Origin of the sequence: Vreelandella stevensii S18214, from assembly GCF_000275725.1 — a bacterium.
GTDB lineage: Bacteria > Pseudomonadota > Gammaproteobacteria > Pseudomonadales > Halomonadaceae > Vreelandella > Vreelandella stevensii.
In genome coordinates this window covers 201,695-222,785 of the sequence record NZ_AJTS01000049.1, presented here as the reverse complement: position 1 = coordinate 222,785, position 21,091 = coordinate 201,695, and the positions used below count along the sequence as shown (strand labels likewise).

Genomic DNA, 21,091 nt, shown 5'->3' with positions numbered 1-21,091 from the left:
TGGCTCTCTCCAGGTACGGATCAATAGAGCCGTTCGAAACGCTTACGCTCACGCTGCAACTTCTTGGCGTGACGCTTTACGGCAGCTGCCGCTTTGCGCTTGCGCTCAGCAGTCGGCTTCTCGTAGTGCTCGCGACGACGTACTTCAGACAGAACGCCAGCTTTTTCGCAAGAACGCTTGAAGCGACGCAGGGCGACGTCAAACGGCTCGTTATCACGTACTTTTACAGAAGGCATTAAGCACTCACCTACCTTAAGGAGTCTTGAGTTCGGATAGTACGCACACCGAACAAGACGGTGTACGACCCAGTTTTACAGCGCACAGTAGTCTAGTCGTGGTTGGCCATCTTTGCAAATGCTTACGCCCAGCGGGCACGACAATGCTAGACTAGCCGGTTTCGAGTACCTGCCTTTTCAATCAGATGAGTGCTTTTGCCATGCGTGTACTGGGCATCGAGACATCCTGCGACGAAACCGGCGTCGCCATTTACGACACGGCCTACACCGGCGGTCAGGGTCTGCTGGCCGATGCCCTGTATAGCCAGATCGCCATGCACGCCGAATATGGCGGCGTAGTGCCCGAACTGGCCTCTCGGGATCACACACGCAAGCTGCTGCCGCTCATCGAACAGGTATTGAAAGAGGCCAACCTTTCCCGCCACGACCTGGACGGCATCGCCTATACGGCGGGCCCGGGATTGGTGGGGGCGCTGATGGTCGGTGCCAGCACCGCCCATGGCATGGCCAGGGCGCTGAACATCCCCGTATTGGGGGTGCATCACATGGAAGGCCACCTGCTGGCCCCCATGCTTGAGGAGGAGGCTCCTGCCTTTCCCTTTGTGGCCCTGCTGGTCTCCGGCGGCCACACCCAGCTGGTGGAAGTACAGGGGCTGGGTTGCTATCGACTCTTGGGCGAGTCGGTAGACGATGCGGCCGGTGAGGCCTTCGACAAGGCCGCCAAGATGCTGGGCCTGGCGTACCCAGGCGGCCCGCTGGTGGCCAAACTGGCCGAACAGGGCGACCCTAAACGCTTTCGCTTCCCGCGCCCCATGACCGACCGCCCCGGGCTCGACTTCAGCTTTTCAGGCCTGAAGACCCACACCTTGACGACGATTCGCCAGCTGGAAGCCGCAGGCGAACTGGACGCGCAGGCCAAAGCCGACGTGGCGCGCGCCTTCGAAGAGGCCGTCGTGGACACGCTGGTCATCAAGTGCCGCCGAGCCCTGGACGAGACCGGCCTGAAACGCATCGTGATGGCGGGGGGTGTGAGTGCCAATACGCGGCTGCGCGAGCGCCTGGCCCTGGAGACCCAAAAGCGCCAGGCCCGTGCCTACTACCCTCGTGGGCGCTTCTGCACCGACAATGGCGCCATGATTGCCTACGTGGGCGCCCAGCGTCTGGCGGCAGGAGAGCGCGACGAAAGCGGTATCATGCAGGCCACCCCGCGCTGGCCACTGGACACGCTGACAGCGCCCCTCAGTACCACCCGATAACCCGTTGACCTATTTGCGCAGGTGGGGCTCTTCCCCCTGCCGCCAGCGACGAATATTGAGCACGTGGCGGGCCAGTACCAGCAGGCTGAAGCCGCCCACCACGCCGGTGTAGGCTGGCGCCAGCCAGGCGCACAGCAGCGGCGCCAACAGCGCGCTCGCAACCGACGCCAGCGCAGCGGTACCCAACCGCCATGCCATCAGCGCCCAGGCAAGGGCGCTGAGCAGCGCAACGCTGGGCACCAGCACCAGCAACACCCCGAAGGCGCTGGCGACGGCCTTGCCACCTCGAAACCCATACCAGAGCGGGAAACTGTGGCCCAGCAGCACCGCCAGCCCTACCAGCCCCTGCCACATAATCGGCAAGGCCAGCCACTTGGCGGCCAAGACCACCGGCACCGCCTTCAAGGCATCCAGCGCCAGGGTGGCCGCCGCCAGCCGGGGGCCATACAGCCGTAACACGTTGGAAAATCCGGGGTTACAGGAACCGCAAAAGCGCGGGTCGGCCACGCCTGCCCAGCGACAGACACTCACTGCCGCCAGCCAACTGCCGCTCAAGTACCCCAAGACGATCCACAGCATCCCCTGCTCACCCTGCCTCTCATCAGCCAGCGCCGCCGCCTGACTGTCGTTTATGGTCGTCCTCAAGTACAATCGCCCGCTTGTCGACGCTGGGGAATGGCCTGTGGACCGCATATTGATTGAAGCACTCACCGTAGATACCGTGATTGGCGTATACGATTGGGAGCGCACCATCACGCAATCGCTGAGCCTGGATCTCTCGCTGGCCACCGATATCCGGCCTGCCGCCGCCACCGATGATTTGCGTCTGACCCTCGATTATGCCGCGATCTGCCAGCGAATCCAGCAGTTCGCCGATGAGCACCAGTTTGCGCTGGTCGAAACCTTTGCCGAGCGGCTGGCCGCCTGTTTACAGCACGAGTTTCCGATTAGCTGGCTGCACCTGCGTGTGCGCAAGCCCGGTGCGGTGCCCCAGGCGGCCAGTGTCGGCCTGGAAATCACCCGCGGCAGCCTGCCAAAGGCTAGCAAGGATAGCGACCCATGAACCTGGTCACGCTTAGCCTGGGCAGCAATATCGACCCGGAAAAACACATCCGCCTGTGCCTGGACGCCCTGGCAGAGACGTTTGGCGAACTGCAGATATCGCGCATTTTCGAGAGCGAGCCGGTCGGATTCAAGGATAGCCGCAATTTTTACAATCTGGTGGTGGCGTTCCACAGCAACTGGTCCGTGGCCAGACTACAGGCCTGGGCCAAGGCATTGGAAATGGCCCATGGGCGGACGCCTGACATGGTCAAGTGTAGCCCGCGCGCCCTGGATATCGACCTGCTGACCGTGGGAAATGCCTGTGGTGTGGTCGATGACGTAGCCCTGCCCCGGGCTGAAATCACCCAGAACGCTTTCGTACTGCAACCGCTGGCCGAGCTGCTGCCCGACGAGCGACACCCTCGCTGCGATACGCCTTACGCCACGCTGTGGCAACGCTTTTCCCTGGGCCATCAGCGACTGTGGGCCATCGAGTTTCATTGGCAAGGGCGCTTCGTTTCCCAGGCCGACCCCTTGCCGCGCAAGGTCCACGCGCGCTAAAGCGATGCCTCCACGGCCTCGCGCCGCCGTTGACGCAGCGCTTCTCCCAAGGCTGCCCCTCGGTAGCCTTCGCCCATCAACACCTGAGGGCTGACCGCGCAGGCGGCTTGCCAGGCCGCCTCCAGCACGGGGCGCAAGCCAGGCGCAAGCCGCTCCAGCAACTGCAATTGCGCGCTGACCTGGGCAGGCTTGCGCCAGCCATCCAGACGCTCCAGCCAGCCCAGCACTTTCTCGGCCTCCAGTGGGGCTGCCAGCAATGTTTTGCTCAAGGCGCTATGCCGTGCCAGCTGCGCAACGCTATTGGGCAACTTCAAACGCACGGCCAGGGCTTCGCGCTGTGACTCACTCAGCACCGACACCAGCAGCGCATAGCGCCAGTACGCCAGCGGCGGCTCGCGCTGTTCGGGAGCTGCCTGCATGGCCTCCAGGGCCTGAGCCAGACACGCTTTCGCTGCCAGCTCAGGCCACCAGACGACCAAGGCATCACACGCGGCCAGAGTCGTGAAATAGCACTCGGGGCTGGGTTCGGCCAACGCTTTTTCGGTCTCGACCCACACGCGCTCGGCTGCCAGATGCGCCAGCTCTCCGCTGCGGCTGACCGCGCGCATCAAGTCCAGAGTGTCCGGAGCAACGGCAAACCCCATGGAGGCATAGCGGGCTAAAAAACGCGCAGTCCGCAGTACGCGCAAGGGGTCTTCACTGAAGGCGGGGGAGACATGGCGAAGCCAGCGTTGCTCGATGTCCCGCTGTCCGTGATAAGGGTCGGTCAAATGCCCATCCGCCGCCTGGGCGATGGCATTGATGGTCAGATCCCGACGGGAGAGATCCTCTTCCAGTGTCACGTCGGGGCTGGCGTGCACCTCGAACCCGCCATACCCATGGCCCGACTTGCGCTCGGTACGCGCCAGCGCGTACTCCTCCTGGGTGGTCGGGTGCAGGAACACCGGAAAATCGCGCCCTACAGGTTTGAATCCACGCTGCTGCATCATGTCGGGGGTTGCCCCCACCACCACCCAGTCGTGATCCACCACGGGCCATCCCAACAGCTCGTCCCGCACGGCCCCCCCCACGCGGTAGACCTCCAGCCCTTGAGTGTATGCATCCAGCTGAAACATCAGCGGCCTCCCTGCTGGCTGGGCACGCTGACACGCTGGCCGCTCTCCAGCACCAGCGCGCTCAGCGAACCACCCCACACGCACCCGGTATCGATCCCGTGCACATCCACCTTCGCGCCAGGGGTGCGCCCCTCCAACGCCGCCCAATGGCCAAACAGCAGGCGCAGATCGTCGGCACGGGGAAACTGGAACCAGGGCGCAAAGCCCGCAGGCGCGCTCTCCAACCCCTCCTTGGCAGCAAAATCGAGCCGCTCCTGAGCATCGATGAAGCGCATCCGAGTGAACACATTGACGATGCAGCGCAGCCTGTCCATGCCTTCGAGCTGGTCGTGGAAGCGGTCAGGCTGATTGCCGAACAGTTGGCTCAGGAAAGCCCCCGCCTGCTCGCTGCCCAGCGCTGCTTGTACTTCTCCGCTCAGTGCCAGCGCCCGTTCAGCACTCCAACTGGGCAGCAGCCCGGCGTGGGTCATCAGCGTGTTATCGGCCTGTACCGCAAGAGGAAGGCTTTGCAGCCAGTCCAGCAAATCGTCACGGTGCCGCGAAGACAGAATGTCGTCCAGTGTGTCGTGGCGCTTGAGCTTGCCGCCCCCCCGTGCCACCACCAGCAGGTGGAAATCGTGGTTCCCCAGCACGCTGCGTGCGGCGCTGCCCAGCGCTCTCACTTCCTGCAGGCAGGCCAGGGAGCCAGGCCCCCGGTTGATCAAATCGCCCACCAGCCAGAGCGTATCGCGGGCGGGATCAAAGCTGATTTTATCCAGCAAGGCGACAAACTCGGCATGACATCCATGCAGGTCGCCAATGACATAAGTGCTCATGGGTAAAGGCCTGTTGACGCATTGACGGAGTTGGCTGGCGTGGGCGGCTTGCCGAGCATGGAAAACCGCCGACGAAGGCTCCCGCCTCAATGCAGCTGGCGGGGCACCGCTAACCGAAAGGGCGAGACGGGCACATCGAACGCCCGCTGGGTGTAGGTATTCAACAAGGTGTAAGCACCCTCCATGACACCTACCGGGGTTTGCAGTATCGCTCGGCTGGTATAGCGGAACCGTTGCCCCGGGCCAATCAGCGGCTGCTGACCCACCACGCCCTTGCCGCGCACTTCCTGGCTGTCGCCATTGCCCTGGGTGATTTTCCAGTAGCGTGCCATCAGCTGCACGCTATGGGGGCTTTGGTTGTGCACCGTCACGGTGTAGCTGAACACGTAGCGGGCCTCGCTGGCACTCGACTCGGCGTCCTGAAACTCTGGCGTGACGCTGACCTCGATCTCCAGCCCGCTCACGCGTCACCACTCCGCTGTTCCACGTCCTCATTGGCGGCCACATGATTGGCGATGGTCACGTATTCCGCCACGGTCAGGGTTTGCGGGCGCCGGGCAGGGTCGATGCCCAACGCTTCCAGGGCCTCTGCACTGACCCGCCCCTTCAGGTTGTTGCGCAGCGTCTTGCGGCGCTGCCCAAAGGCCAGCTTGACCAGCTCGAAAAGCAGGGCCGGATCATCGGCCACCTGGGGTAGCGATGCATGGGGCGTCAGCCGCACGATGGCGGAATCGACCTTGGGACGGGGCACGAAGGCTTCCGGTGGCACGATGAACAGCTGGTCCACCTGACAGTAATACTGCGCCATCACCGAGAGCCGCCCCCAATCGGTGCTGCCGGGCTCGGCCGCCAGCCGCTCCACCACCTCTTTTTGCAGCATGAAGTGCATATCGGCGATGGCTGACCCCATGGTCAGCAGGTGCACGATCAGCGGCGTCGAAATGTTGTAAGGCAGATTCCCCACCACGCGCAGCGGCTGACCATCGCCCTTGAGGGCGGCAAAATCGAACTTCAGCGCGTCGCCTTCGTGAATCACGAATTCGGGGTAGTTGAAAAACTGCACCCGCAACCCCGGAATCAGATCTCTATCCAGCTCGATGACTTCCAGCGTGCCGGTCGCTTCCAGCAAGGGAGCAGTGAGCGCGCCCTGGCCGGGACCGATTTCGACCAGCCGATCGCCTTCACGCGGCCCGATGGCACGGACAATCCGTGAAATGATCCCGAGATCACGGAGAAAGTTTTGACCGAAGCGTTTACGAGCACGGTGCTGCTGGGGCACTTGAGACATCTAACAGTGTTCCTTGGAGGGTTGATTCATGGGGCGGCCTGAGAGGAGGCACGCTGGGTGGCCAGCCGCTGGGCGAGTGCCACCGCCACGCCCAGGCTAGAGGGGTTGGCAATACCGCGGCCTGCCAAGTCCAGCGCCGTGCCATGGTCCACCGAGGTGCGTACCAGCGGCAGCCCCAGGGTGATGTTGGCAGCCTGACCAAAGCCTGCGTATTTTAGCACTGCCAGGCCCTGGTCGTGATACATCGCCAGTACCGCATCGACCTCCGCCAGATGGCGTGGGGTAAACAGGGTATCGGCCGGAAACGGGCCTTCCACGTTCAGGCCCTCGGCACGCAGCGCCTGCAGGGTGGGCGTGATGATTTCCAGCTCTTCGCGGCCCAGGTGGCCATCTTCACCCGCATGGGGGTTGAGCCCACACACCGCCACCCGAGGCTGGGCAATGCCGAATTGACGCTGCAGGTCCGCCACCAGTAGACGGCTGATGCGCGCAATGCGCTCGCCGGTGATGGCATCCGCCACATCGCGCAGCGGCAGATGGGTGGTCACCAGAGCAACCCGCAGGTCGCTTTCGCCCTGCCACTGTGGCGACGTGGCGTGCAGCGCAGCGTCCGTGGCCAACAGCATGACCACCTCATCCACGCCGCAGGCGTCACGCAGCCACTCGGTGTGGCCCGTGAAGTGCGGGTAGCCGCCTTCGATGATCACGCCCTTGTGCAGCGGGGCAGTCACCATGGCCGCCGCGTGTCCGGCCAGGCAGGCCTCCACTGCCGTCTGCAGGGTGTCCAGCACATAGCCTGCATTGGCAGGGTCCAGCACGCCGGGCGTGGCCGGTGCGCGCAAGGCGACCGGCCACACCACCAGGCGCCCTGGCGAGGAGACCTGCTGGCTGCCCGGCTCGGCGACCACGATCTCCACCGTGAGCGCGAGCAACGCCGCCCGCTGGGCGAGCAGCGTCGGGTCACCTACCGCCACGGTGTTGTTCAGACGCCCCTGGGCCGCCAGCATCAGCGTCAGCTCGGGGCCGATACCGGCGGGCTCCCCGGTGGTGATCAGCAGCGGCAGCGCCATTACAGGCGAATGTCCACGAAGGCCTGTTCGCGAATTTCACGCTGCCATACTTCCAGCTCTTCATTGGCACGACGCTGGAAGATGGCCTGGCGCACCTGCTCGCGACGGCTCTCTTCGGTCACGTCCTGACGACGGCGCTCCAGCACTTCGATCACGTGGTAGCCAAACTGCGAGCGCACCGGCTCGGACAGCTGGTTGGGGCTGAGCGAACTCATGGCCTCTTCGAAGGCAGGCACCGTCTGGCCGGGGCGTACCCAACCCAGGTCGCCACCGTTCATGCCGCTTCCCCGGTCATCGCTGAGCTCACGGGCAACGGTGGCAAAGTCTTCGCCCTGCTGCAGGCGCTGGCGAGCCTGCTCTGCACGGCTACGCGCTTGCGCTTCGTCTCGGGTGGGCGTCAGCTCGACCAGCACGTGGCGCGCACGGGTCTCTTCGATGAACGACTGGCCCTGCTGAGAGGGCTGCTGCTCGAGAAAGCGCTCCACTTCCCGGTCCGAGACAGAGACCCGCTGGCTGATCTGACGCTGCTGCACCTGACGCATCAGCATTTCGCGCCGCACTTCCTCACGCACGCTGGCCAGACTCATGCCATCGGCTTCCACGGCATCGGCAAACTGATCCAGGCTCATGCCATTGGACTCAGCAATGCTACGCAGCTGACGGTTAAGCTCGGTGTCGTCCACGCTCAGGTTGGCGCGGCTGGCCATCTGCAGCTGAATTTCGTCCATCACCATGCGCTCCAGCACCTGCTGGGCCAACTGGCTGCGGGGCGGCAGTTGGCCGCCTTGAGCGGCCGCCTGCTGCTCGATTTCCGCGATGCGTTCGTTCAACTCGCTGCGCATGATGACACCATCGTTGACCACGGCCACGACGCTATCCAGCGGCTGACGCTGTGTGGACTCGAAGCTCTGGGCCTGAACGGTCAAGGGTACCAGGGCAGCGCCAGCGCCCAGGCACAGCGTCATCATGGTGCCCGCTGAAAGCTGTCTTGCCCGCTGGGTGAGCTTGCGGGTCCGCAGGGTCTTTCTGATCGTCATAAAAAGTCTCTTTCAGTCGCCATTCAAGGTGATCGTTAAAGGGGTGTGGGGCGGTAGCCTGGGATCGCCTGTTCAAAGTAGCTGTCGGCTTCCTGGCCAACACCGCCAAGACCACGGAAGACAAAGCGCAGGAACAGGCCACGGTCGCTAAAGTCGTCTTCCACTCTGGCGGTATCGTTGTCGTCTATCCACTCCCGCCAGACAAGCTGTACGCCGTAGCAGCAGTCGTTCCACTGCAAGCCCGCCAACTGCTCCAGAGGACGATCGTTGGTTTGATCGTGCAGGTAGCGGCCAATCAAATCAATCCTTGGGCTGGCTTTCCAGGCCAGCGACAGGTCCCACTCTTCACGACTGTAGTCGCGGAAGCCGTCGTCACCGGGCACCACGGAAGGATCGAACCCTTCGATCTCCCAGCGGTAGCCAAGGTTCACTACGTGGCCATCAGGATGACGATAACGCAGGTCGACGCTGGAGCGTTCGGTCTGCTCACGCTCATCGTCGTAGAGCCATTCATAGCCCGTACTCCAACGGTCATTGATCTGCCAGTCCAGCCGGGTCACCAGCGGCGAGCGATCCCGCGTGGCCTGATAGCGGCTCAGCGGATTGGCGTCGGGGGCGTCTTCCGGGCGCGGCGGCAGCGTGCTCGGGTCACCGTCACTGTCGATGCGCCGCTCGGCAAAGTAGAGGCTCTGGCCAACGCCCAGCGTCAAACGATCACGCCCGGCGCTGTCTTCGATCAACCGAGACTGCACGCCCAACGAGACGCGATTCAGATCACCGACCCGGTCAGCCCCCGAGAAGCGGTGCGGGGACCAGAGCTGATCCCAGGAGAACGCCCGTTCGCGGCTATCGAAGTCCGGCAGTTGGGTCTGGTTGGTACGCGGCACGTAGGCGTAGTTGATACGGGGCTCGAGGGTCTGACGATAGTCACGCCCACCCAGCTCCAGCTCGCGCTCGAAGATCAGCCCACCGTCGATGGAGGTAATCGCAACATTACGCGAGGGCGACGTATCGCGGTCCGTGACACGGTCACCGTAATCCAGCTCGTAGGCGGTATGCCACAGCTCGCTGCGCGGTTCGATATAGCCCCAGGGCTGCTCATAGCGCCAGCCCACGCTGGGAGTCAGATGCAGACGGGTACCAATGGCGGCTTCCCGCTCGGGGACCTGGCGCTCGTCCACGTCACGCCAGAAATAGGTCGCGTTGGAGCGCCACTGGGTATAAAACCCGCTGCCCAGCTGCCAATCCGAATTGGCGGTCAGGCTGGGCAGGCGGTAGAAAGGGCGATCGGTATCGCTGAGCGGGTCTTCCAGGCGCTGAAACCCCTGGGCCCTGGCGTCCAGCTGCCAGCGCTCGCCGCGGTAGTCCACCTGCGCCAGACGCTCCATGCTGACCCGATCACCGCTGCCGAACTCACCACCAAAGTCGTCGAAATAGCGCCCATCGCTGGCCGCTCCGTAGCGCAATTGATAGTCGCTGCGCGGGGCCAAGGCACCGGCGTGCTGCGCATCGATGTACCAGCGCTCTTCGCCTTCGAAGCGATTGTCTCCAGTGCTGCTGCCACCATCGCTGCCCAGGAAACCACCCTCCACGATCCCCTGGCTTTGCTCGAACAGGTAGCGATACTCGCCATTGAGCAGCAGCCCACGGTCCGACATCCAACGCGGTGTAATGGTGGCGTCATGGTTAGGCGCAATGTTCCAGTAAAACGGCTGAGCATAGTCAAAGCCGTCACTGGAGAAGCTCAGCGTGGGTGACAGCAGCCCCGTGTGGCGGCGGTCATCGATGGGAAAACGTAGCCAGGGCCAGTAGAAAATCGGCACGTCCTTGACCTGCAGGCGCGCGTGACGCGCCGTGCCGAATCCGGTGGCCTGATTCAACTGGATATCGCTACCCACCAGTTGCCAGCTGTTGGCACCCGGATCACAGGTCGTGAAGGTGGCATCGCGCAGGCGATACTGCTCTTCTCCGGTTTGCTCCAGCTGGCTGGCCTGGCCGCGCAGGTGCTGCTCATAGAGCACGTAATGGCTATTGCGCAGCGAGGCACGATCCTCGTTGAGCATCAGCGTGGCCTGCTCACCACGCACCATGGCCTGACCGTCACGGATGACCAGGTCACCTTCGGCATCGACGCGTTGGCGGTCCGCCGGAACAAAGACCTGATCGGCTTGCAGCTCGGTATTGCCGCGACGCAAGACCACATCGCCGCGCAGCAGCGCTTCGCCATCCGCGGCATAATCCGCTTCATCGGTTTCCACCGAGAGCGTTTCCGGGTTCTCTTGCGCAGGCAAACGATAGTCGGGCATCACATAGCGCCCACGACACAGCTGTTGGCGTGCTTCGTCCTGCCCCCAGGGCTGCCAGTCCAGCGCGTCAGCAGGCAATGGCTGCCCCTGCGCCACCGCTGACAGCGAGGCACCGGCGAGCACACTGCCCAACAGCGTTTGCGCAACCGGAGTGGTGCGCGAGATTCGCTTGCCCATGTTCGTTATCCTTGGCATCCAGAATCGGTATTATACAGCCCGCATCATGCCCGACCAGCAAGGAGCTTGCATGTCCTCTTCCAGGATCGACGCCCTCACCCAGTGGGCAGCGCAGCATCATGGCCTTGAGCCCGCGCATATTCAATTGGCACCGGCGGGCGGTGACGCCAGTTTTCGGCGCTATTTTCGCCTCACGCTCCCCGATGGCAGCACGCGTATCGTCATGGACGCGCCGCCCGCCCAGGAGGACTCGGCGCCTTTTGTGGCCATCGGCAAACGCTGGCATGCCGCCGGGCTAGCGGTTCCCTACATCCACGCCAGCGACCTGGACGCGGGCTTCCTGCTGCTGGAGGATCTGGGCGACACCCCGCTTCAGGACACCTTCACGGACCCTGACAGCACCCGTCAGCGCCACCTGGAAGCCATGGCGCTGATTGCTCAGCTGCAGAATCGTGCCGACCCTGCGGCGCTCCCCGCCTACGATGAGGCCCTGCTGGGGCGTGAACTCGATCTGTTCCCCGAATGGTGCCTGGAACGCTGGCTAGGGCTGGCCGCCCCCGAGTCGTGGCCCGCGCTGCGTCAGGCGTTGATCCATAGCGCGCTGGCACAGCCCGTGGTCAGCGTGCATCGGGACTTCGATGCCATGAACCTCATGTGCCAGACTCAGCAGCTGACGATGATCGACTTTCAGGATGCCGTAGCTGGTCCGCTCAGCTACGACCTGATCTCGCTGCTGCGGGGGCGTTACTGCCGTTTCAGCGCCAGCCAGTTTGCCGAGCTGGTATCGCTATTCTACCAGCAAGCTCGCCAGGAGGGACGACTGCTCCGCACCACCTCGGAAGCGGACTTTCTGGTCCAGTGCCATGCCATGGCAGCCCAACGTTCGCTCAAGGTACTGGGCATTTTTTGTCGGTTGACGCTACGCGACGCCAAGCAGGGCTACCTGGCCCGCCTGCCCCACTTCCTCGATCACCTGGAAGATAGCCTGGCGGCCCTGCCTGACCATCGCGCGTTTGCCGAGTGGGCCAGCAGCGTACTGCGCCCCGCCATCATGCAGCGCCTGGCGGAGCAGAGCGCATGAAGGCCATGATCCTGGCCGCAGGCCTTGGCAAGCGCATGCGCCCGCTCACCGACCACTGCCCCAAGCCGCTGCTGCCCGTCGCGGGCAAGCCGCTGATCGTGCATCACATCGAGCGCCTGCGGCAGGCGGGCATTCATGAGTTGGTCATCAATGTCAGCTATCGTGCCGAGCAGATCATGGCCGCGCTGGGCGACGGCAGCGCCCATCAGGTATCCATCCAGTGGAGCCACGAGCCATCTCCGCTAGAAACCGGCGGCGGTATTCGCCAGGCACTGCCGCTGCTGGGCGAGGCGCCTTTTCTGTTGATCAACGGCGATGTGTGGTGCGACTACCTGCCGGACGCTGCCGCGCTGGCCGCCGAGGATCTGGCGCATCTGGTGCTGGTGGACAACCCGGTGCAACACCCTGAGGGCGACTTCGCGCTGCATCAGGGCCGGGTGGCGAGCGCTGGAGCGTCACGCCTGACCTTTGCGGGCATCAGCCTGCTGCGCCCCGCTCTGGTGGCCAGCGAGCCGCCTGGGGCGTTTGCCCTGGCGCCGCTGCTGCGCCAGGCCATGGCCGAAGGGCGTGTCTCGGGCGAGCATTTCGCTGGCCACTGGGTGGACGTGGGCACGCCAGAGCGGCTGGCGGCGCTGGAACGCCACCTTGCCTGACGGGTTTGCGATAGAGGACGTGCAGGCGACATGGAGAGAAGCCGTGCGTCTGCGCCTGGAAATGTTATGCTGCGCGACTTACCTTTCGTCGCCAGCATGAGGAGAGCAACGTGAAAGCACGGGTAGCATGGACCGATGGACGCCAGTTCGTGGCGGAGTCTGGAAGCGGACACAGCGTTGTGATCGACGGCCCACCTGACCACGGTGGCCGTAATACGGGGCCTCGCCCCATGGAAATGCTGCTGATGGGCATGGGCAGCTGTACCGCTTTTGATATTCTCAACATTCTCGACAAGGCACGGGCAGAGGTCACCGACTGCGTGGCCGAGCTGGATGCCGAGCGCGCCGATGAAGTCCCCGCCGTCTTCACCAAGATCCATGTCCACTTCGTGGTCACTGGTCGCGGCCTGAAAGAGAAGCAGGTCCAGCGCGCCGTGGAGCTTTCTGCCGAGAAGTACTGCAGCGCCTCGATCATGCTGGTCAAAGGCGGTGTCGACATCACTCACTCCTATGAGATCCGCGAAGCTTGAGCCGTCGTAGGTCGGCTGGCCACGAGGGTGACGCTGCGGCATCAAAAAAAATGGCGTGGCTGGATGCAAGCCACGCCCTGGGCGGGCATAATACGCCCGCTTGTTTTTCCCTTTACTGCGTAGTGCGGGGTCGCTTACAAGGCGGCTGCGTTAGCACGGTGACAAGTGTTTATCGGTTCCGGCGCTGGCTCGTCGGGGTGTCCTCATCTGCCATAGGGAGGTTCGGAAGTGTCAGATAATCTCCGACTCCACGGGTTCAACAACCTGACCAGCTCTTTGAGCTTCAATATTTACGACATCTGTTACGCCAAAACCGAAGAGCAGCGTGCGGCTTATATCGACTATATCGATGAGCTTTACAACGCCGAACGTTTGACGCAGATCCTGAAAGACGTCACCAACATCATTGGCGCTCATGTACTGAACATCTCGCGTCAGGATTATGAGCCCCATGGCGCGAGTGTGACCATTCTGATTGCCGAGCACGAGCTGGATGACCCGACGCCAGGGCAAACCGAGCCAGGACCTGGCCCGCTGCCGGAAACGGTCGTGGCTCACCTGGACAAAAGCCATGTGACGGTACACAGCTACCCCGAGTCGCACCCCGACAACGGCATCAGCACCTTCCGTCTGGATATCGATGTATCCACCTGTGGGCATATCAGCCCATTGAAAGCGTTGAACTACCTGATCCACAGCTTCGACTCCGACATCGTCACCATGGACTACCGCGTGCGCGGTTTCACCCGTGACGTCGATGGCAAGAAGCTGTTCATCGATCACGACATCACTTCGATTCAGGACTATCTGGCAGAAGATACCAAGCAGGCCTACCAGATGATCGATGTGAACGTGTATCAGGAAAACATGTTCCACACCAAGATGCTGCTCAAGGACTTCGAGCTGGACAACTACCTGTTCGGCACGTCGCGCCGCGACATCACCTTCGAAGAAGCCCGCGATATCGAAGGCCGTCTGCGCAAAGAGATGCTGGAAATCTTCTACTCGCGCAATCTCGACTGAGGTTGCGGGCAAAAGTTTCCGCTGGCATAACGCAAAGCCGCCCGCTTCCGGGCGGCTTTTTTCATGCTCGTTCAGTACTCGACATCAGGCTCGACACCCGGGGTCGCGCTAATAAAACCCGGCGTCGCCTTCAGGACGCGTCTTGAAGCGCCGGTGCAGCCACAGGTACTGCTCGGGGTGCTTGCGAATGGCCCGCTCGATGAATTCGTTCACCCGGGTGGCATCGGCCACTTCATCGCCGCTGGGGAAGTCTTCGAAGGCGGGCAGGCATTCGATGGTGTAGGTACGGTTGTCCGGATTGCGGTGAAACATCAGCGGTACCACCGGCGCTCCGGTCATGCGGGCGATCTTGGCCGTCAGGCGAATGGTCGCCGCCTGCTGACCAAACAGCGGAGCGAAGACGCTGACATCGCGACCGAAGTCCTGATCCGGGGAGTACCATACGATATGTCCCGCCTTGATCCGCCGCACCACGCCACGCAGGTCGTGACGGTCGATGGCCTGGCCAAAAATGCGCGAGCGTGCCCGGGTCATGAAGCGTTCAAACAGCGGGTTGTTGTGGGGGCGATAGACCACGTCCGCCGGGAAAAACAGCGAGTGCAGCGCGCCACCCAGGTCCAGCGTCGAGAAGTGAATACCAACCACCAGCACGCCCTTGCCCTGAGCCTTGGCATGGGCCAGGTGCTCCTGGCCATGATAGGCCACGCGATGACGCAGGCCTTCGGCATCGCGGCACCAGCCAGTGGCGGTTTCCACCAGCCCAATACCGTTGGCGATGAAGGTTTCCTTGACCAGCTGGCGCTGCTGATCGGCGCTTTTCTCGGGGAAACAGAGCGCCAGGTTGGTGGCCGTGATGTGCCGCCGACGCTTGGCAAGCCGCCACGCCAGCAGGCCTATCATCTTGCCTACCCAAAGCTTGACTCGCCAGGGCAACCAGGCCGCCACGTACATGGCACCAATGGCCAGCCAGGTCGGCCAGTAGCGGGGGTGCGCAAAAGAGCGCGGATAAGATTTCGACATACAGATAACCGTTTAGACGTTGGCCCCATGGTACTGCCGAGGTGCTCTGGGCAGCACGCCGGTCAGCAGGGTATAGCTGATGGTATCGCAGTAGCGGGCCACTTCGTCCACCGACAGCACGCTGCCCTGGGAGGCGCGCCCCCACAGCACGACCTCGCTACCAATGGCGGCGTCGGGCACCTCGGTGACATCCACCGTGAGCATGTCCATGGAGACCTTACCGGCGATGGGACAGCGCTGGCCGTTGACCAGTACCGGGGTGCCATCCACGGCATGGCGATCATAACCATCCCCATAGCCTGCGGCGACGACGGCAATTTTCGAGGGGCGTGGGGCCTTCCAGCGTCCGCTGTAGCCCACTGGTTCGCCGACGGCCAGCTCACGCAGGGCGATGATTTCCGAGCGCAGCGTCATTACCGGGCGCAGCTGCCGGGTCAGCTCGCTGGCGACTTCCAGGGGGTCGCTGCCATACAGCATGATACCCGGCCGGTTCCAGTCGCCATGGGCCGTTGGCCGGGCCAGGGTGGCAGGTGAGTTGGCCAGGCAAAGCGGTGCCTTCAACGTGGCCGCCAGGGTCTGCAACACGCCCATCTGATGCTCGAAGTAGCTGGCATCCTGGGCATCAGCGTTGGCGAAGTGGCTCATCAGATGCAGCGCGGTGACCTGCGGAGCATCGCACAGCCGCTGCCAAACCAGCGGTGCCTCTTCGGGTGAGAACCCCAGTCGGTGCATGCCGGAATCGACCTTCAACCAGACGGGAATCGGTCGCTGCGGGGAATAGGCCAAAAGCGCCTCTACCTGCCAGCGGCTGTGCACGCTGATCCACAGGCCATGATGGTCGACCAGCGCCAGCTCGTCAGCGCTAAAGATACCTTCCAACAGGATGATGGGGGCCTTGATGCCGCCTTCACGCAGGCTCAACGCCTCTTCGATACAGGCCACCGCAAACGCGGGCACCTCGGCTTCCAGGGCGTTGGCACAGGCCAGCGCACCGTGACCATAGGCATCGGCCTTGATGACGGCTACCGAGCGGCTCTGAGGCGCACAGCGGCAGGCTAATTGGTAATTGTGACGCAGCGCGTCCAGATCGATATGGGCCACTAACGGGCGCATGGCTATCTCACTTATCAGAGCGCTCGTACGACAGCGCGATGCTGATAATCCGCACGGCTAGCGAACGGATATGGGTTTAGCGGGTGTTACCCGGTTGCCAGACAAACTGGCTATCAAAAACAGCGCACCGAGTGAAATGCTCGGTGCGCTGTAGACTAGCATGTCGAACGTGCTGGCCGGGGCAAGTGGCTTCGACGAGGCTACGCCTCGAAAATCGAATCCAGAGAAAGCCCCTGCTTTTCCAGCGAGCGTCGCAGCTTCTTTAACGCTTCCACCTGAATCTGACGAACACGCTCGCGGGTCAGACCGATTTCGGCACCCACTTCTTCCAGCGTGGCGGCTTCATACCCACGCAGGCCAAAGCGACGCACCACCACCTCGCGCTGTTTCTCGCTGAGCTCGTCCAGCCAGTGGTCGACATGCTCACGCACGTCGCCATCCACGAGGCACGCCTCAGGTCCTTGCACGTCATCATCGGTGAGAGTATCGATGAGAGGTTTGTCACTTTCACCGCCCATCGGGTAGTCCACCGAAGACACACGTTCGTTGAGCCCCAACATCTTCTTGACGGTCTCCACCGGCTTGTCGAGATGCTCGGCAATCTCTTCTGCGGTGGCTTCGTGGTCGAGCTTCTGGGTCAACTCACGGGCCGCGCGCAGGTAGATGTTCAGTTCCTTGACCACATGAATCGGCAGACGAATGGTGCGTGTCTGGTTCATCAAGGCGCGTTCGATGGTTTGCCGAATCCACCAGGTGGCATAAGTGGAAAAGCGAAAGCCGCGCTCAGGGTCGAACTTTTCCACCGCGCGAATCAACCCGAGATTACCTTCTTCGATCAAATCCAGCAGCGTCAAGCCACGGTTCAAATAACGCCGAGCAATCTTGACCACCAAACGCAAGTTGGACTCGATCATCCGTGAGCGCCCCAGGGCATCCCCCTTGCGCGCCAGACGTCCGTAATAGACCTCTTCTTCCGGCGTCAGTAGCGGCGAAAAGCCGATTTCATTGAGGTAGATCTGGGTAGCATCGAGGCTCTGAGTGGATTGGCGGTCGTCCCGACCCAGCGCTTTCTCGAACTCTGCCTCCTCAGCCGTGGCATCGTCATCGGCCTCATCCAGCGCTTCCTCAACCTCGTCGAGGTCGATCTCCTGTAGGTCCTTCTCCAGCATACTCATGGTCATACCCCCGTTGTCTCACCTATCCGCCATTCGAAAAAGTCAGGGTGGTCGCACTCCCTGTGCGCGTGCACCTTATTGTTATATGACGCCTTAGTTAGCTGTCCGGGTTACCTTGATCGAGCTAATACGTTACCTTCAGAGCGTGGTGCCTAGCGAGCGGGCAAATAGTCGAGTGGATTCTGTGGCTGGCCATCGCGGCGCACCTCAAAATGCAGCTTGACACTATCTGCGTCGCTATCGCCCATGGTGGCAATGACCTCACCGGCCTCGACGACATCGTTCTCTTTGACACTTAAACTGTCGTTGTGTGCGTAGGCGCTGAGGTATTGATCGTTGTGCTTCAACAATATCAGGTTACCGTAGCCACGCACACCGCTGCCCGCGTACACCACGATACCGGGGCCTGCCGCTCGCACAGGTTGCCCCTTTTGCCCCGCGATATCAATCCCGGCAGTAATGCTCCCACCCTGACCAAACTCACCGGTAATCTCTCCATCGGTAGGCCAGCGCCAGTCGACATTATCGACAGGCGTGAAGGTACGCGAGGAGCGATCCGGGCGAGCGGCCTGAGCAGGCTGCGCCGCAGGCGTTGGCTCTGGCGTTGCGGCGGGCGCGGGCTCGGGAGCCGGCTCGGGCTCGGCGGCAGGTTCAGACGGCGGCTCAGCAGCAGCCGATGCAGGCGGTTCTGACGGCGCTGTATTGGCAGCCACCTGCTGCGCAGCTTCCACGGCGCGAGGCTCCGCCGTCAGGCGCTGGTTACGCTCGATGGCGCTCTCATCGGGCAACAGCCAGTCCAGTTCCTGCTCGTTACTGGCAACGGCCGTGGCCTGAGGCTGTAACCCAGTGGCCACCACACCCCGCGACGCCGTGGCAGGTGCCTGACTGGGGGCCGTGCTGGCACCCGCGCCTTCCCGCAGGGCGATGGTTTGTCCCGGGTGAATTTGATAAGGAGGGCTGATGTTGTTCAGGGCCGCCAACTGGCGATAATCCAGGTTGTGCTGCCAGGCAATGCCATACAGGGTATCGCCTGCCTTGACGGTGTATTGAGGGGTATTTTCAACCACGCGACGTGCTTCACTCAAATCGCGTACCTGTGGCGTACCCTGCTGTTGGTTGGCACAGCCGCTGATCGCCAGCGCCAACACCGACACGATAAAAACCTTACGCATGCAATCCCTACTCCTTTTCAATGCCGTGCGCTCACACTCGATGATTCGATTCCCGCTCAATGGCTCGGGGTCGTTGAGCGTGAGGAGTGCGTCACTGCGCGACGATTCAATAGTACGACCAGCAGCGCTCCAAAGACCATCAACGATACGACACCAGCGACCTGCGCGGACTCGCCGGTCAGCACGGCGTAGTCACTGGGTAACAGATAGCGATAGGCCAGCGGAATCATTTGCCCCTCCGAGCCCAGCTGGTAGCGTAACAGCTCACGCCAAGGCCAGAGAACCGGCAACGAACCGACGATAAACCCTAGTAGCAGCTGCAGAGTTGCCCCATGATAGCGCTTCAATAGCCATGACAGTAGCCGTGAGGACAGGGCGAGTCCCAGCAGGCAACCCATGCCGAACAGGATGATGATACCCAGATCGAAGCTGCGAATCGCGCCCATGATGGTGCCGTAGAGGCCCATGGTGAGCAATAGAAAACTCCCCGACACGCCCGGCAGCAGCATGGCGCTGATGGCGATGGCGCCTGCGACCACCACGACCATCGCTTCATTACCGATCATCAACACCAGGGGCATCATGCCCGGCAGCAGTTGAGCCAGCAGCAACCCCAGGGTGAGCGGCAGCAGATAGGCTATTTTCCAGCGCTCCCCCGCCTGCCCGACGACCAGCCCCGAGGCCGCCACCAGCCCGAAAAAGAAGCCTTGCAGCAGCAGCGGCTGGGCCTCCATGAGCCAAAGCGCCAAGTGCGCGACGCTGAACAGGCTGATGGCGACACCGGCCAGCAGAGGCGTCAGGAAGGCCAGGTTGAGGTGGACATAAAGCCCGCGCAGCCCACCATGACGCCAGGCCCCCAGGGCGCTGGGGCCAAACTGTTTGATGGTGTTGATCAGCTCTTCATAGATACCGGTAATGAACGCAATGGTGCCACCGGACACTCCGGGAACGGCATCGGCGGCTCCCATGCCAGCGCCTTTGAAAAAAAGTTCTATCGCTCGACGCTTCAATCCACAACTCCTTGCAACAGGGGAACAAAGCGCACGGGTTCGAGCCGGCGCTTTTCAAATGCACAGCCAATGCGCTTGACCTGGGTCAGCCATTGGCTGCCGTCGGACTCTTCCAGCGGCGCAATCAATGCGCCTTCTGGCGTCAACTGCTCAAGCAATGCCTGGGGTAGCGTTTGCGCACAGGCAGTGAGCAAAATCACATCGAAAGGGGCGGCTTCCGGCCACCCTTCGCCCCCATCGGCCACGGCGAGAGTCGCCGGAGCATCCAGCCGCCACAGCCGCTCTGCCGCACGCGCGTGCAGCGCGTGGATGCGCTCTACGGAGTAGAGAGTGTCGACCAGGCGCGACAGAATCAGCGTTTGGTAGCCGGAACCCGTTCCGACCTCCAGCACACGCCGGGGCGACGCCTTCAAGACCAGCTCGGTCATGCGCGCTACGGTCAGGGGTTGCGACAGGGTCTGTCCAAAACCAATCGGCAGCGCGGTGTCTTCATAGGCGCGGTGCGCCAGTGCTTCGTCCACGAACAGGTGGCGTGGCTCACGGGCCATGACCTCCAGCACCCGCGTATCCTGTACGCCCTGCTGCTGCAGCCGTTCGATCATGCGATCTCGGGTGCGCTGAGAGGTCATACCACGCCCTCTCAACTCGCCAGGCGATAGATCAGGCAAAGGCATCCAACCAGTCCTGTACATCACGGCGCGCCGGGTGGCGCGTCAGGTCAGTTTGCAGCGGGGTAATCGAGACATAGCCCGCCTCGACCGCCGCAAAATCGGTATCCTCGCCATCATCGGCGTTGGCCGCCACCGGGGCAATCCAGTAGCGCGTGCGGCCACGGGGGTCTTGCACCGGCACGGGCTTTTCAGCGGGGCCGCGATACCCTAGCCGAGTGACCTTGACGCCTTTGATGGCTTCCCAAGGCAAATCGGGCACATTGACGTTGAGCAGCGTACGCGGCGGCAGCGACAGTCGATCAGAGGCCCCCACCAGGCTGGCCGCTACGTGCGCGGCCGTATCGAAGTGCTGGGTGCCGCACAGCGACATGGCGATGGCCGTCATGCCCAGGTTACGGCCCTCCATGGCGGCGGCTACCGTCCCGGAGTAGAGCACGTCATCGCCCAGGTTGCTGCCATGATTGATGCCGGAGATAACCAGGTCTGGCCGTTCGTCCCACAGGCCGTTCACGCCCAGATAGACGCAGTCGGCCGGGGTGCCATCGACGCTATAGAAACCGCTGTCCAGTGCGGTCAGCGACAGCGGCCGAGACAGGGTCAGCGAATTGCTGGCCCCGCTACGATCGCGGTCAGGGGCAACCACGCGCAGGTGCGCATGGGCCGTGAGCGCATCATGCAGCGCCTTCAGGCCGGGGGCGTGAACGCCATCGTCATTGGAAAGCAGCAGTCGCCGCATGT

Annotated in this window: 23 protein-coding genes; 7 read left to right on the top strand and 16 right to left on the bottom strand. The window is 62.7% G+C overall.

The window, feature by feature from the left end; translation table 11 throughout:
• Window positions 1–20 precede the first annotated feature (20 nt).
• Entirely contained in the window at window positions 21–236 is a 216-nt protein-coding gene (gene rpsU / locus HSS18214_RS0116185; RefSeq protein ID WP_016416934.1) for a 30S ribosomal protein S21, read from the bottom strand.
• A gap of 200 nt (window positions 237–436) precedes the next feature.
• On the opposite strand from rpsU, the gene tsaD reads away from it, so the two are divergent.
• On the top strand, window positions 437–1,492 hold the full coding sequence (gene tsaD, locus HSS18214_RS0116180; RefSeq protein ID WP_016916318.1) for a tRNA (adenosine(37)-N6)-threonylcarbamoyltransferase complex transferase subunit TsaD: 1,056 nt from the start codon (window positions 437–439) through the stop codon (window positions 1,490–1,492).
• Window positions 1,493–1,501: 9 nt separating this feature from the next.
• Here tsaD and HSS18214_RS0116175 read toward each other — a convergent pair whose 3' ends face one another.
• Window positions 1,502–2,071, bottom strand: coding sequence for a glycerol-3-phosphate acyltransferase (locus HSS18214_RS0116175; RefSeq protein ID WP_016916317.1), 570 nt, complete (start codon window positions 2,069–2,071; stop codon window positions 1,502–1,504).
• 103 nt (window positions 2,072–2,174) lie between these two features.
• Between HSS18214_RS0116175 and folB the strand changes: the two genes are divergently transcribed.
• The gene (gene folB, locus HSS18214_RS0116170) at window positions 2,175–2,555 is read left to right on the top strand and encodes a dihydroneopterin aldolase (protein WP_016916316.1); all 381 of its coding nucleotides are present in this window, start codon (window positions 2,175–2,177) and stop codon (window positions 2,553–2,555) included.
• Window positions 2,552–3,097: a 2-amino-4-hydroxy-6-hydroxymethyldihydropteridine diphosphokinase gene (folK, locus tag HSS18214_RS0116165; RefSeq protein ID WP_016916315.1), complete on the top strand. Its 546-nt coding sequence runs from the start codon at window positions 2,552–2,554 to the stop codon at window positions 3,095–3,097. Before folB ends, folK begins: the two co-directional genes overlap by 4 nt.
• Here the strand turns inward: folK and HSS18214_RS0116160 are convergent.
• From HSS18214_RS0116160 to HSS18214_RS0116130, 7 genes are all read right to left on the bottom strand, one after another.
• Window positions 3,094–4,212 carry a tRNA nucleotidyltransferase/poly(A) polymerase-related protein gene (locus HSS18214_RS0116160; protein ID WP_016916314.1) on the bottom strand — a complete coding sequence of 373 codons (1,119 nt, stop codon included), beginning with the start codon at window positions 4,210–4,212 and terminating at the stop codon, window positions 3,094–3,096. The two genes, folK and HSS18214_RS0116160, sit on opposite strands and share 4 nt — an antisense overlap.
• Window positions 4,212–5,027, bottom strand: coding sequence for a symmetrical bis(5'-nucleosyl)-tetraphosphatase (locus tag HSS18214_RS0116155; protein WP_016916313.1), 816 nt, complete (start codon window positions 5,025–5,027; stop codon window positions 4,212–4,214). Before HSS18214_RS0116155 ends, HSS18214_RS0116160 begins: the two co-directional genes overlap by 1 nt.
• A gap of 86 nt (window positions 5,028–5,113) precedes the next feature.
• A complete protein-coding gene (apaG, locus tag HSS18214_RS0116150; RefSeq protein ID WP_016916312.1) occupies window positions 5,114–5,491 on the bottom strand; it encodes a Co2+/Mg2+ efflux facilitator ApaG/CorD in 378 nt (125 codons plus the stop codon).
• Entirely contained in the window at window positions 5,488–6,315 is an 828-nt protein-coding gene (rsmA, locus tag HSS18214_RS0116145; protein ID WP_016916311.1) for a 16S rRNA (adenine(1518)-N(6)/adenine(1519)-N(6))-dimethyltransferase RsmA, read from the bottom strand. Before rsmA ends, apaG begins: the two co-directional genes overlap by 4 nt.
• Before the next feature lie 26 nt (window positions 6,316–6,341).
• Window positions 6,342–7,385, bottom strand: a complete 1,044-nt coding sequence (pdxA, locus tag HSS18214_RS0116140) for a 4-hydroxythreonine-4-phosphate dehydrogenase PdxA (protein WP_016916310.1) — start codon at window positions 7,383–7,385, stop codon at window positions 6,342–6,344.
• The gene (locus HSS18214_RS0116135; protein WP_016916309.1) at window positions 7,385–8,422 is read right to left on the bottom strand and encodes a peptidylprolyl isomerase; all 1,038 of its coding nucleotides are present in this window, start codon (window positions 8,420–8,422) and stop codon (window positions 7,385–7,387) included. The genes pdxA and HSS18214_RS0116135 overlap by 1 nt, the downstream gene beginning before the upstream one ends.
• Before the next feature lie 35 nt (window positions 8,423–8,457).
• Window positions 8,458–10,905, bottom strand: coding sequence for an LPS-assembly protein LptD (locus HSS18214_RS0116130; protein ID WP_016916308.1), 2,448 nt, complete (start codon window positions 10,903–10,905; stop codon window positions 8,458–8,460).
• Window positions 10,906–10,975: 70 nt separating this feature from the next.
• On the opposite strand from HSS18214_RS0116130, the gene HSS18214_RS0116125 reads away from it, so the two are divergent.
• The 4 genes from HSS18214_RS0116125 (at window position 10,976) to speD (ending at window position 14,192) form a co-directional block, all read left to right on the top strand.
• Complete coding sequence (locus HSS18214_RS0116125) at window positions 10,976–11,986, top strand: aminoglycoside phosphotransferase family protein (protein WP_016916307.1); 1,011 nt, start codon at window positions 10,976–10,978, stop codon at window positions 11,984–11,986.
• Window positions 11,983–12,639, top strand: a complete 657-nt coding sequence (murU, locus tag HSS18214_RS0116120; protein WP_016916306.1) for an N-acetylmuramate alpha-1-phosphate uridylyltransferase MurU — start codon at window positions 11,983–11,985, stop codon at window positions 12,637–12,639. Before HSS18214_RS0116125 ends, murU begins: the two co-directional genes overlap by 4 nt.
• A 110-nt stretch (window positions 12,640–12,749) precedes the next feature.
• A complete protein-coding gene (locus tag HSS18214_RS0116115; RefSeq protein ID WP_016916305.1) occupies window positions 12,750–13,169 on the top strand; it encodes an OsmC family protein in 420 nt (139 codons plus the stop codon).
• Window positions 13,170–13,397: 228 nt separating this feature from the next.
• Window positions 13,398–14,192 carry an adenosylmethionine decarboxylase gene (speD, locus tag HSS18214_RS0116110; protein ID WP_016916304.1) on the top strand — a complete coding sequence of 265 codons (795 nt, stop codon included), beginning with the start codon at window positions 13,398–13,400 and terminating at the stop codon, window positions 14,190–14,192.
• A gap of 108 nt (window positions 14,193–14,300) precedes the next feature.
• Here speD and lpxL read toward each other — a convergent pair whose 3' ends face one another.
• The 7 genes from lpxL to surE form a co-directional block, all read right to left on the bottom strand.
• Window positions 14,301–15,212 (bottom strand): LpxL/LpxP family Kdo(2)-lipid IV(A) lauroyl/palmitoleoyl acyltransferase, encoded by a 912-nt coding sequence (lpxL, locus tag HSS18214_RS0116105; RefSeq protein ID WP_016916303.1) that lies wholly within the window; start codon window positions 15,210–15,212, stop codon window positions 14,301–14,303.
• Between the two features lie 12 nt (window positions 15,213–15,224).
• On the bottom strand, window positions 15,225–16,325 hold the full coding sequence (alr, locus tag HSS18214_RS0116100; RefSeq protein WP_016916302.1) for an alanine racemase: 1,101 nt from the start codon (window positions 16,323–16,325) through the stop codon (window positions 15,225–15,227).
• A 200-nt stretch (window positions 16,326–16,525) separates the two neighbouring features.
• Window positions 16,526–17,500, bottom strand: a complete 975-nt coding sequence (rpoS, locus tag HSS18214_RS0116095) for an RNA polymerase sigma factor RpoS (RefSeq protein ID WP_026001995.1) — start codon at window positions 17,498–17,500, stop codon at window positions 16,526–16,528.
• A gap of 152 nt (window positions 17,501–17,652) precedes the next feature.
• On the bottom strand, window positions 17,653–18,672 hold the full coding sequence (locus HSS18214_RS0116090) for a peptidoglycan DD-metalloendopeptidase family protein (protein WP_016916300.1): 1,020 nt from the start codon (window positions 18,670–18,672) through the stop codon (window positions 17,653–17,655).
• A gap of 56 nt (window positions 18,673–18,728) precedes the next feature.
• A complete protein-coding gene (locus HSS18214_RS0116085) occupies window positions 18,729–19,640 on the bottom strand; it encodes a DUF368 domain-containing protein (RefSeq protein ID WP_371827797.1) in 912 nt (303 codons plus the stop codon).
• 38 nt (window positions 19,641–19,678) lie between these two features.
• Window positions 19,679–20,356, bottom strand: coding sequence for a protein-L-isoaspartate(D-aspartate) O-methyltransferase (locus tag HSS18214_RS0116080; RefSeq protein WP_016916298.1), 678 nt, complete (start codon window positions 20,354–20,356; stop codon window positions 19,679–19,681).
• A complete protein-coding gene (gene surE / locus HSS18214_RS0116075; protein WP_016916297.1) occupies window positions 20,343–21,089 on the bottom strand; it encodes a 5'/3'-nucleotidase SurE in 747 nt (248 codons plus the stop codon). The genes HSS18214_RS0116080 and surE overlap by 14 nt, the downstream gene beginning before the upstream one ends.
• Between the last annotated feature and the right edge of the window lie 2 nt (window positions 21,090–21,091).

Coding starts and splice junctions, on each gene's coding strand:
- HSS18214_RS0116090 (WP_016916300.1), bottom strand. CDS start 18,672: ATGCGTAAGGTTTTTATCGTGTCGGTGTTGGCGCTGGCGATCAGCGGC.
- pdxA (WP_016916310.1), bottom strand. CDS start 7,385: ATGGCGCTGCCGCTGCTGATCACCACCGGGGAGCCCGCCGGTATCGGC.
- HSS18214_RS0116175 (WP_016916317.1), bottom strand. CDS start 2,071: ATGCTGTGGATCGTCTTGGGGTACTTGAGCGGCAGTTGGCTGGCGGCA.
- murU (WP_016916306.1), top strand. CDS start 11,983: ATGAAGGCCATGATCCTGGCCGCAGGCCTTGGCAAGCGCATGCGCCCG.
- HSS18214_RS0116080 (WP_016916298.1), bottom strand. CDS start 20,356: ATGCCTTTGCCTGATCTATCGCCTGGCGAGTTGAGAGGGCGTGGTATG.
- rsmA (WP_016916311.1), bottom strand. CDS start 6,315: ATGTCTCAAGTGCCCCAGCAGCACCGTGCTCGTAAACGCTTCGGTCAA.
- HSS18214_RS0116130 (WP_016916308.1), bottom strand. CDS start 10,905: ATGGGCAAGCGAATCTCGCGCACCACTCCGGTTGCGCAAACGCTGTTG.
- alr (WP_016916302.1), bottom strand. CDS start 16,325: ATGCGCCCGTTAGTGGCCCATATCGATCTGGACGCGCTGCGTCACAAT.
- HSS18214_RS0116085 (WP_371827797.1), bottom strand. CDS start 19,640: ATGGGAGCCGCCGATGCCGTTCCCGGAGTGTCCGGTGGCACCATTGCG.
- HSS18214_RS0116125 (WP_016916307.1), top strand. CDS start 10,976: ATGTCCTCTTCCAGGATCGACGCCCTCACCCAGTGGGCAGCGCAGCAT.
- folK (WP_016916315.1), top strand. CDS start 2,552: ATGAACCTGGTCACGCTTAGCCTGGGCAGCAATATCGACCCGGAAAAA.
- lpxL (WP_016916303.1), bottom strand. CDS start 15,212: ATGTCGAAATCTTATCCGCGCTCTTTTGCGCACCCCCGCTACTGGCCG.
- rpoS (WP_026001995.1), bottom strand. CDS start 17,500: ATGAGTATGCTGGAGAAGGACCTACAGGAGATCGACCTCGACGAGGTT.
- surE (WP_016916297.1), bottom strand. CDS start 21,089: ATGCGGCGACTGCTGCTTTCCAATGACGATGGCGTTCACGCCCCCGGC.
- HSS18214_RS0116160 (WP_016916314.1), bottom strand. CDS start 4,212: ATGTTTCAGCTGGATGCATACACTCAAGGGCTGGAGGTCTACCGCGTG.
- HSS18214_RS0116135 (WP_016916309.1), bottom strand. CDS start 8,422: ATGACGATCAGAAAGACCCTGCGGACCCGCAAGCTCACCCAGCGGGCA.
- tsaD (WP_016916318.1), top strand. CDS start 437: ATGCGTGTACTGGGCATCGAGACATCCTGCGACGAAACCGGCGTCGCC.
- rpsU (WP_016416934.1), bottom strand. CDS start 236: ATGCCTTCTGTAAAAGTACGTGATAACGAGCCGTTTGACGTCGCCCTG.
- HSS18214_RS0116155 (WP_016916313.1), bottom strand. CDS start 5,027: ATGAGCACTTATGTCATTGGCGACCTGCATGGATGTCATGCCGAGTTT.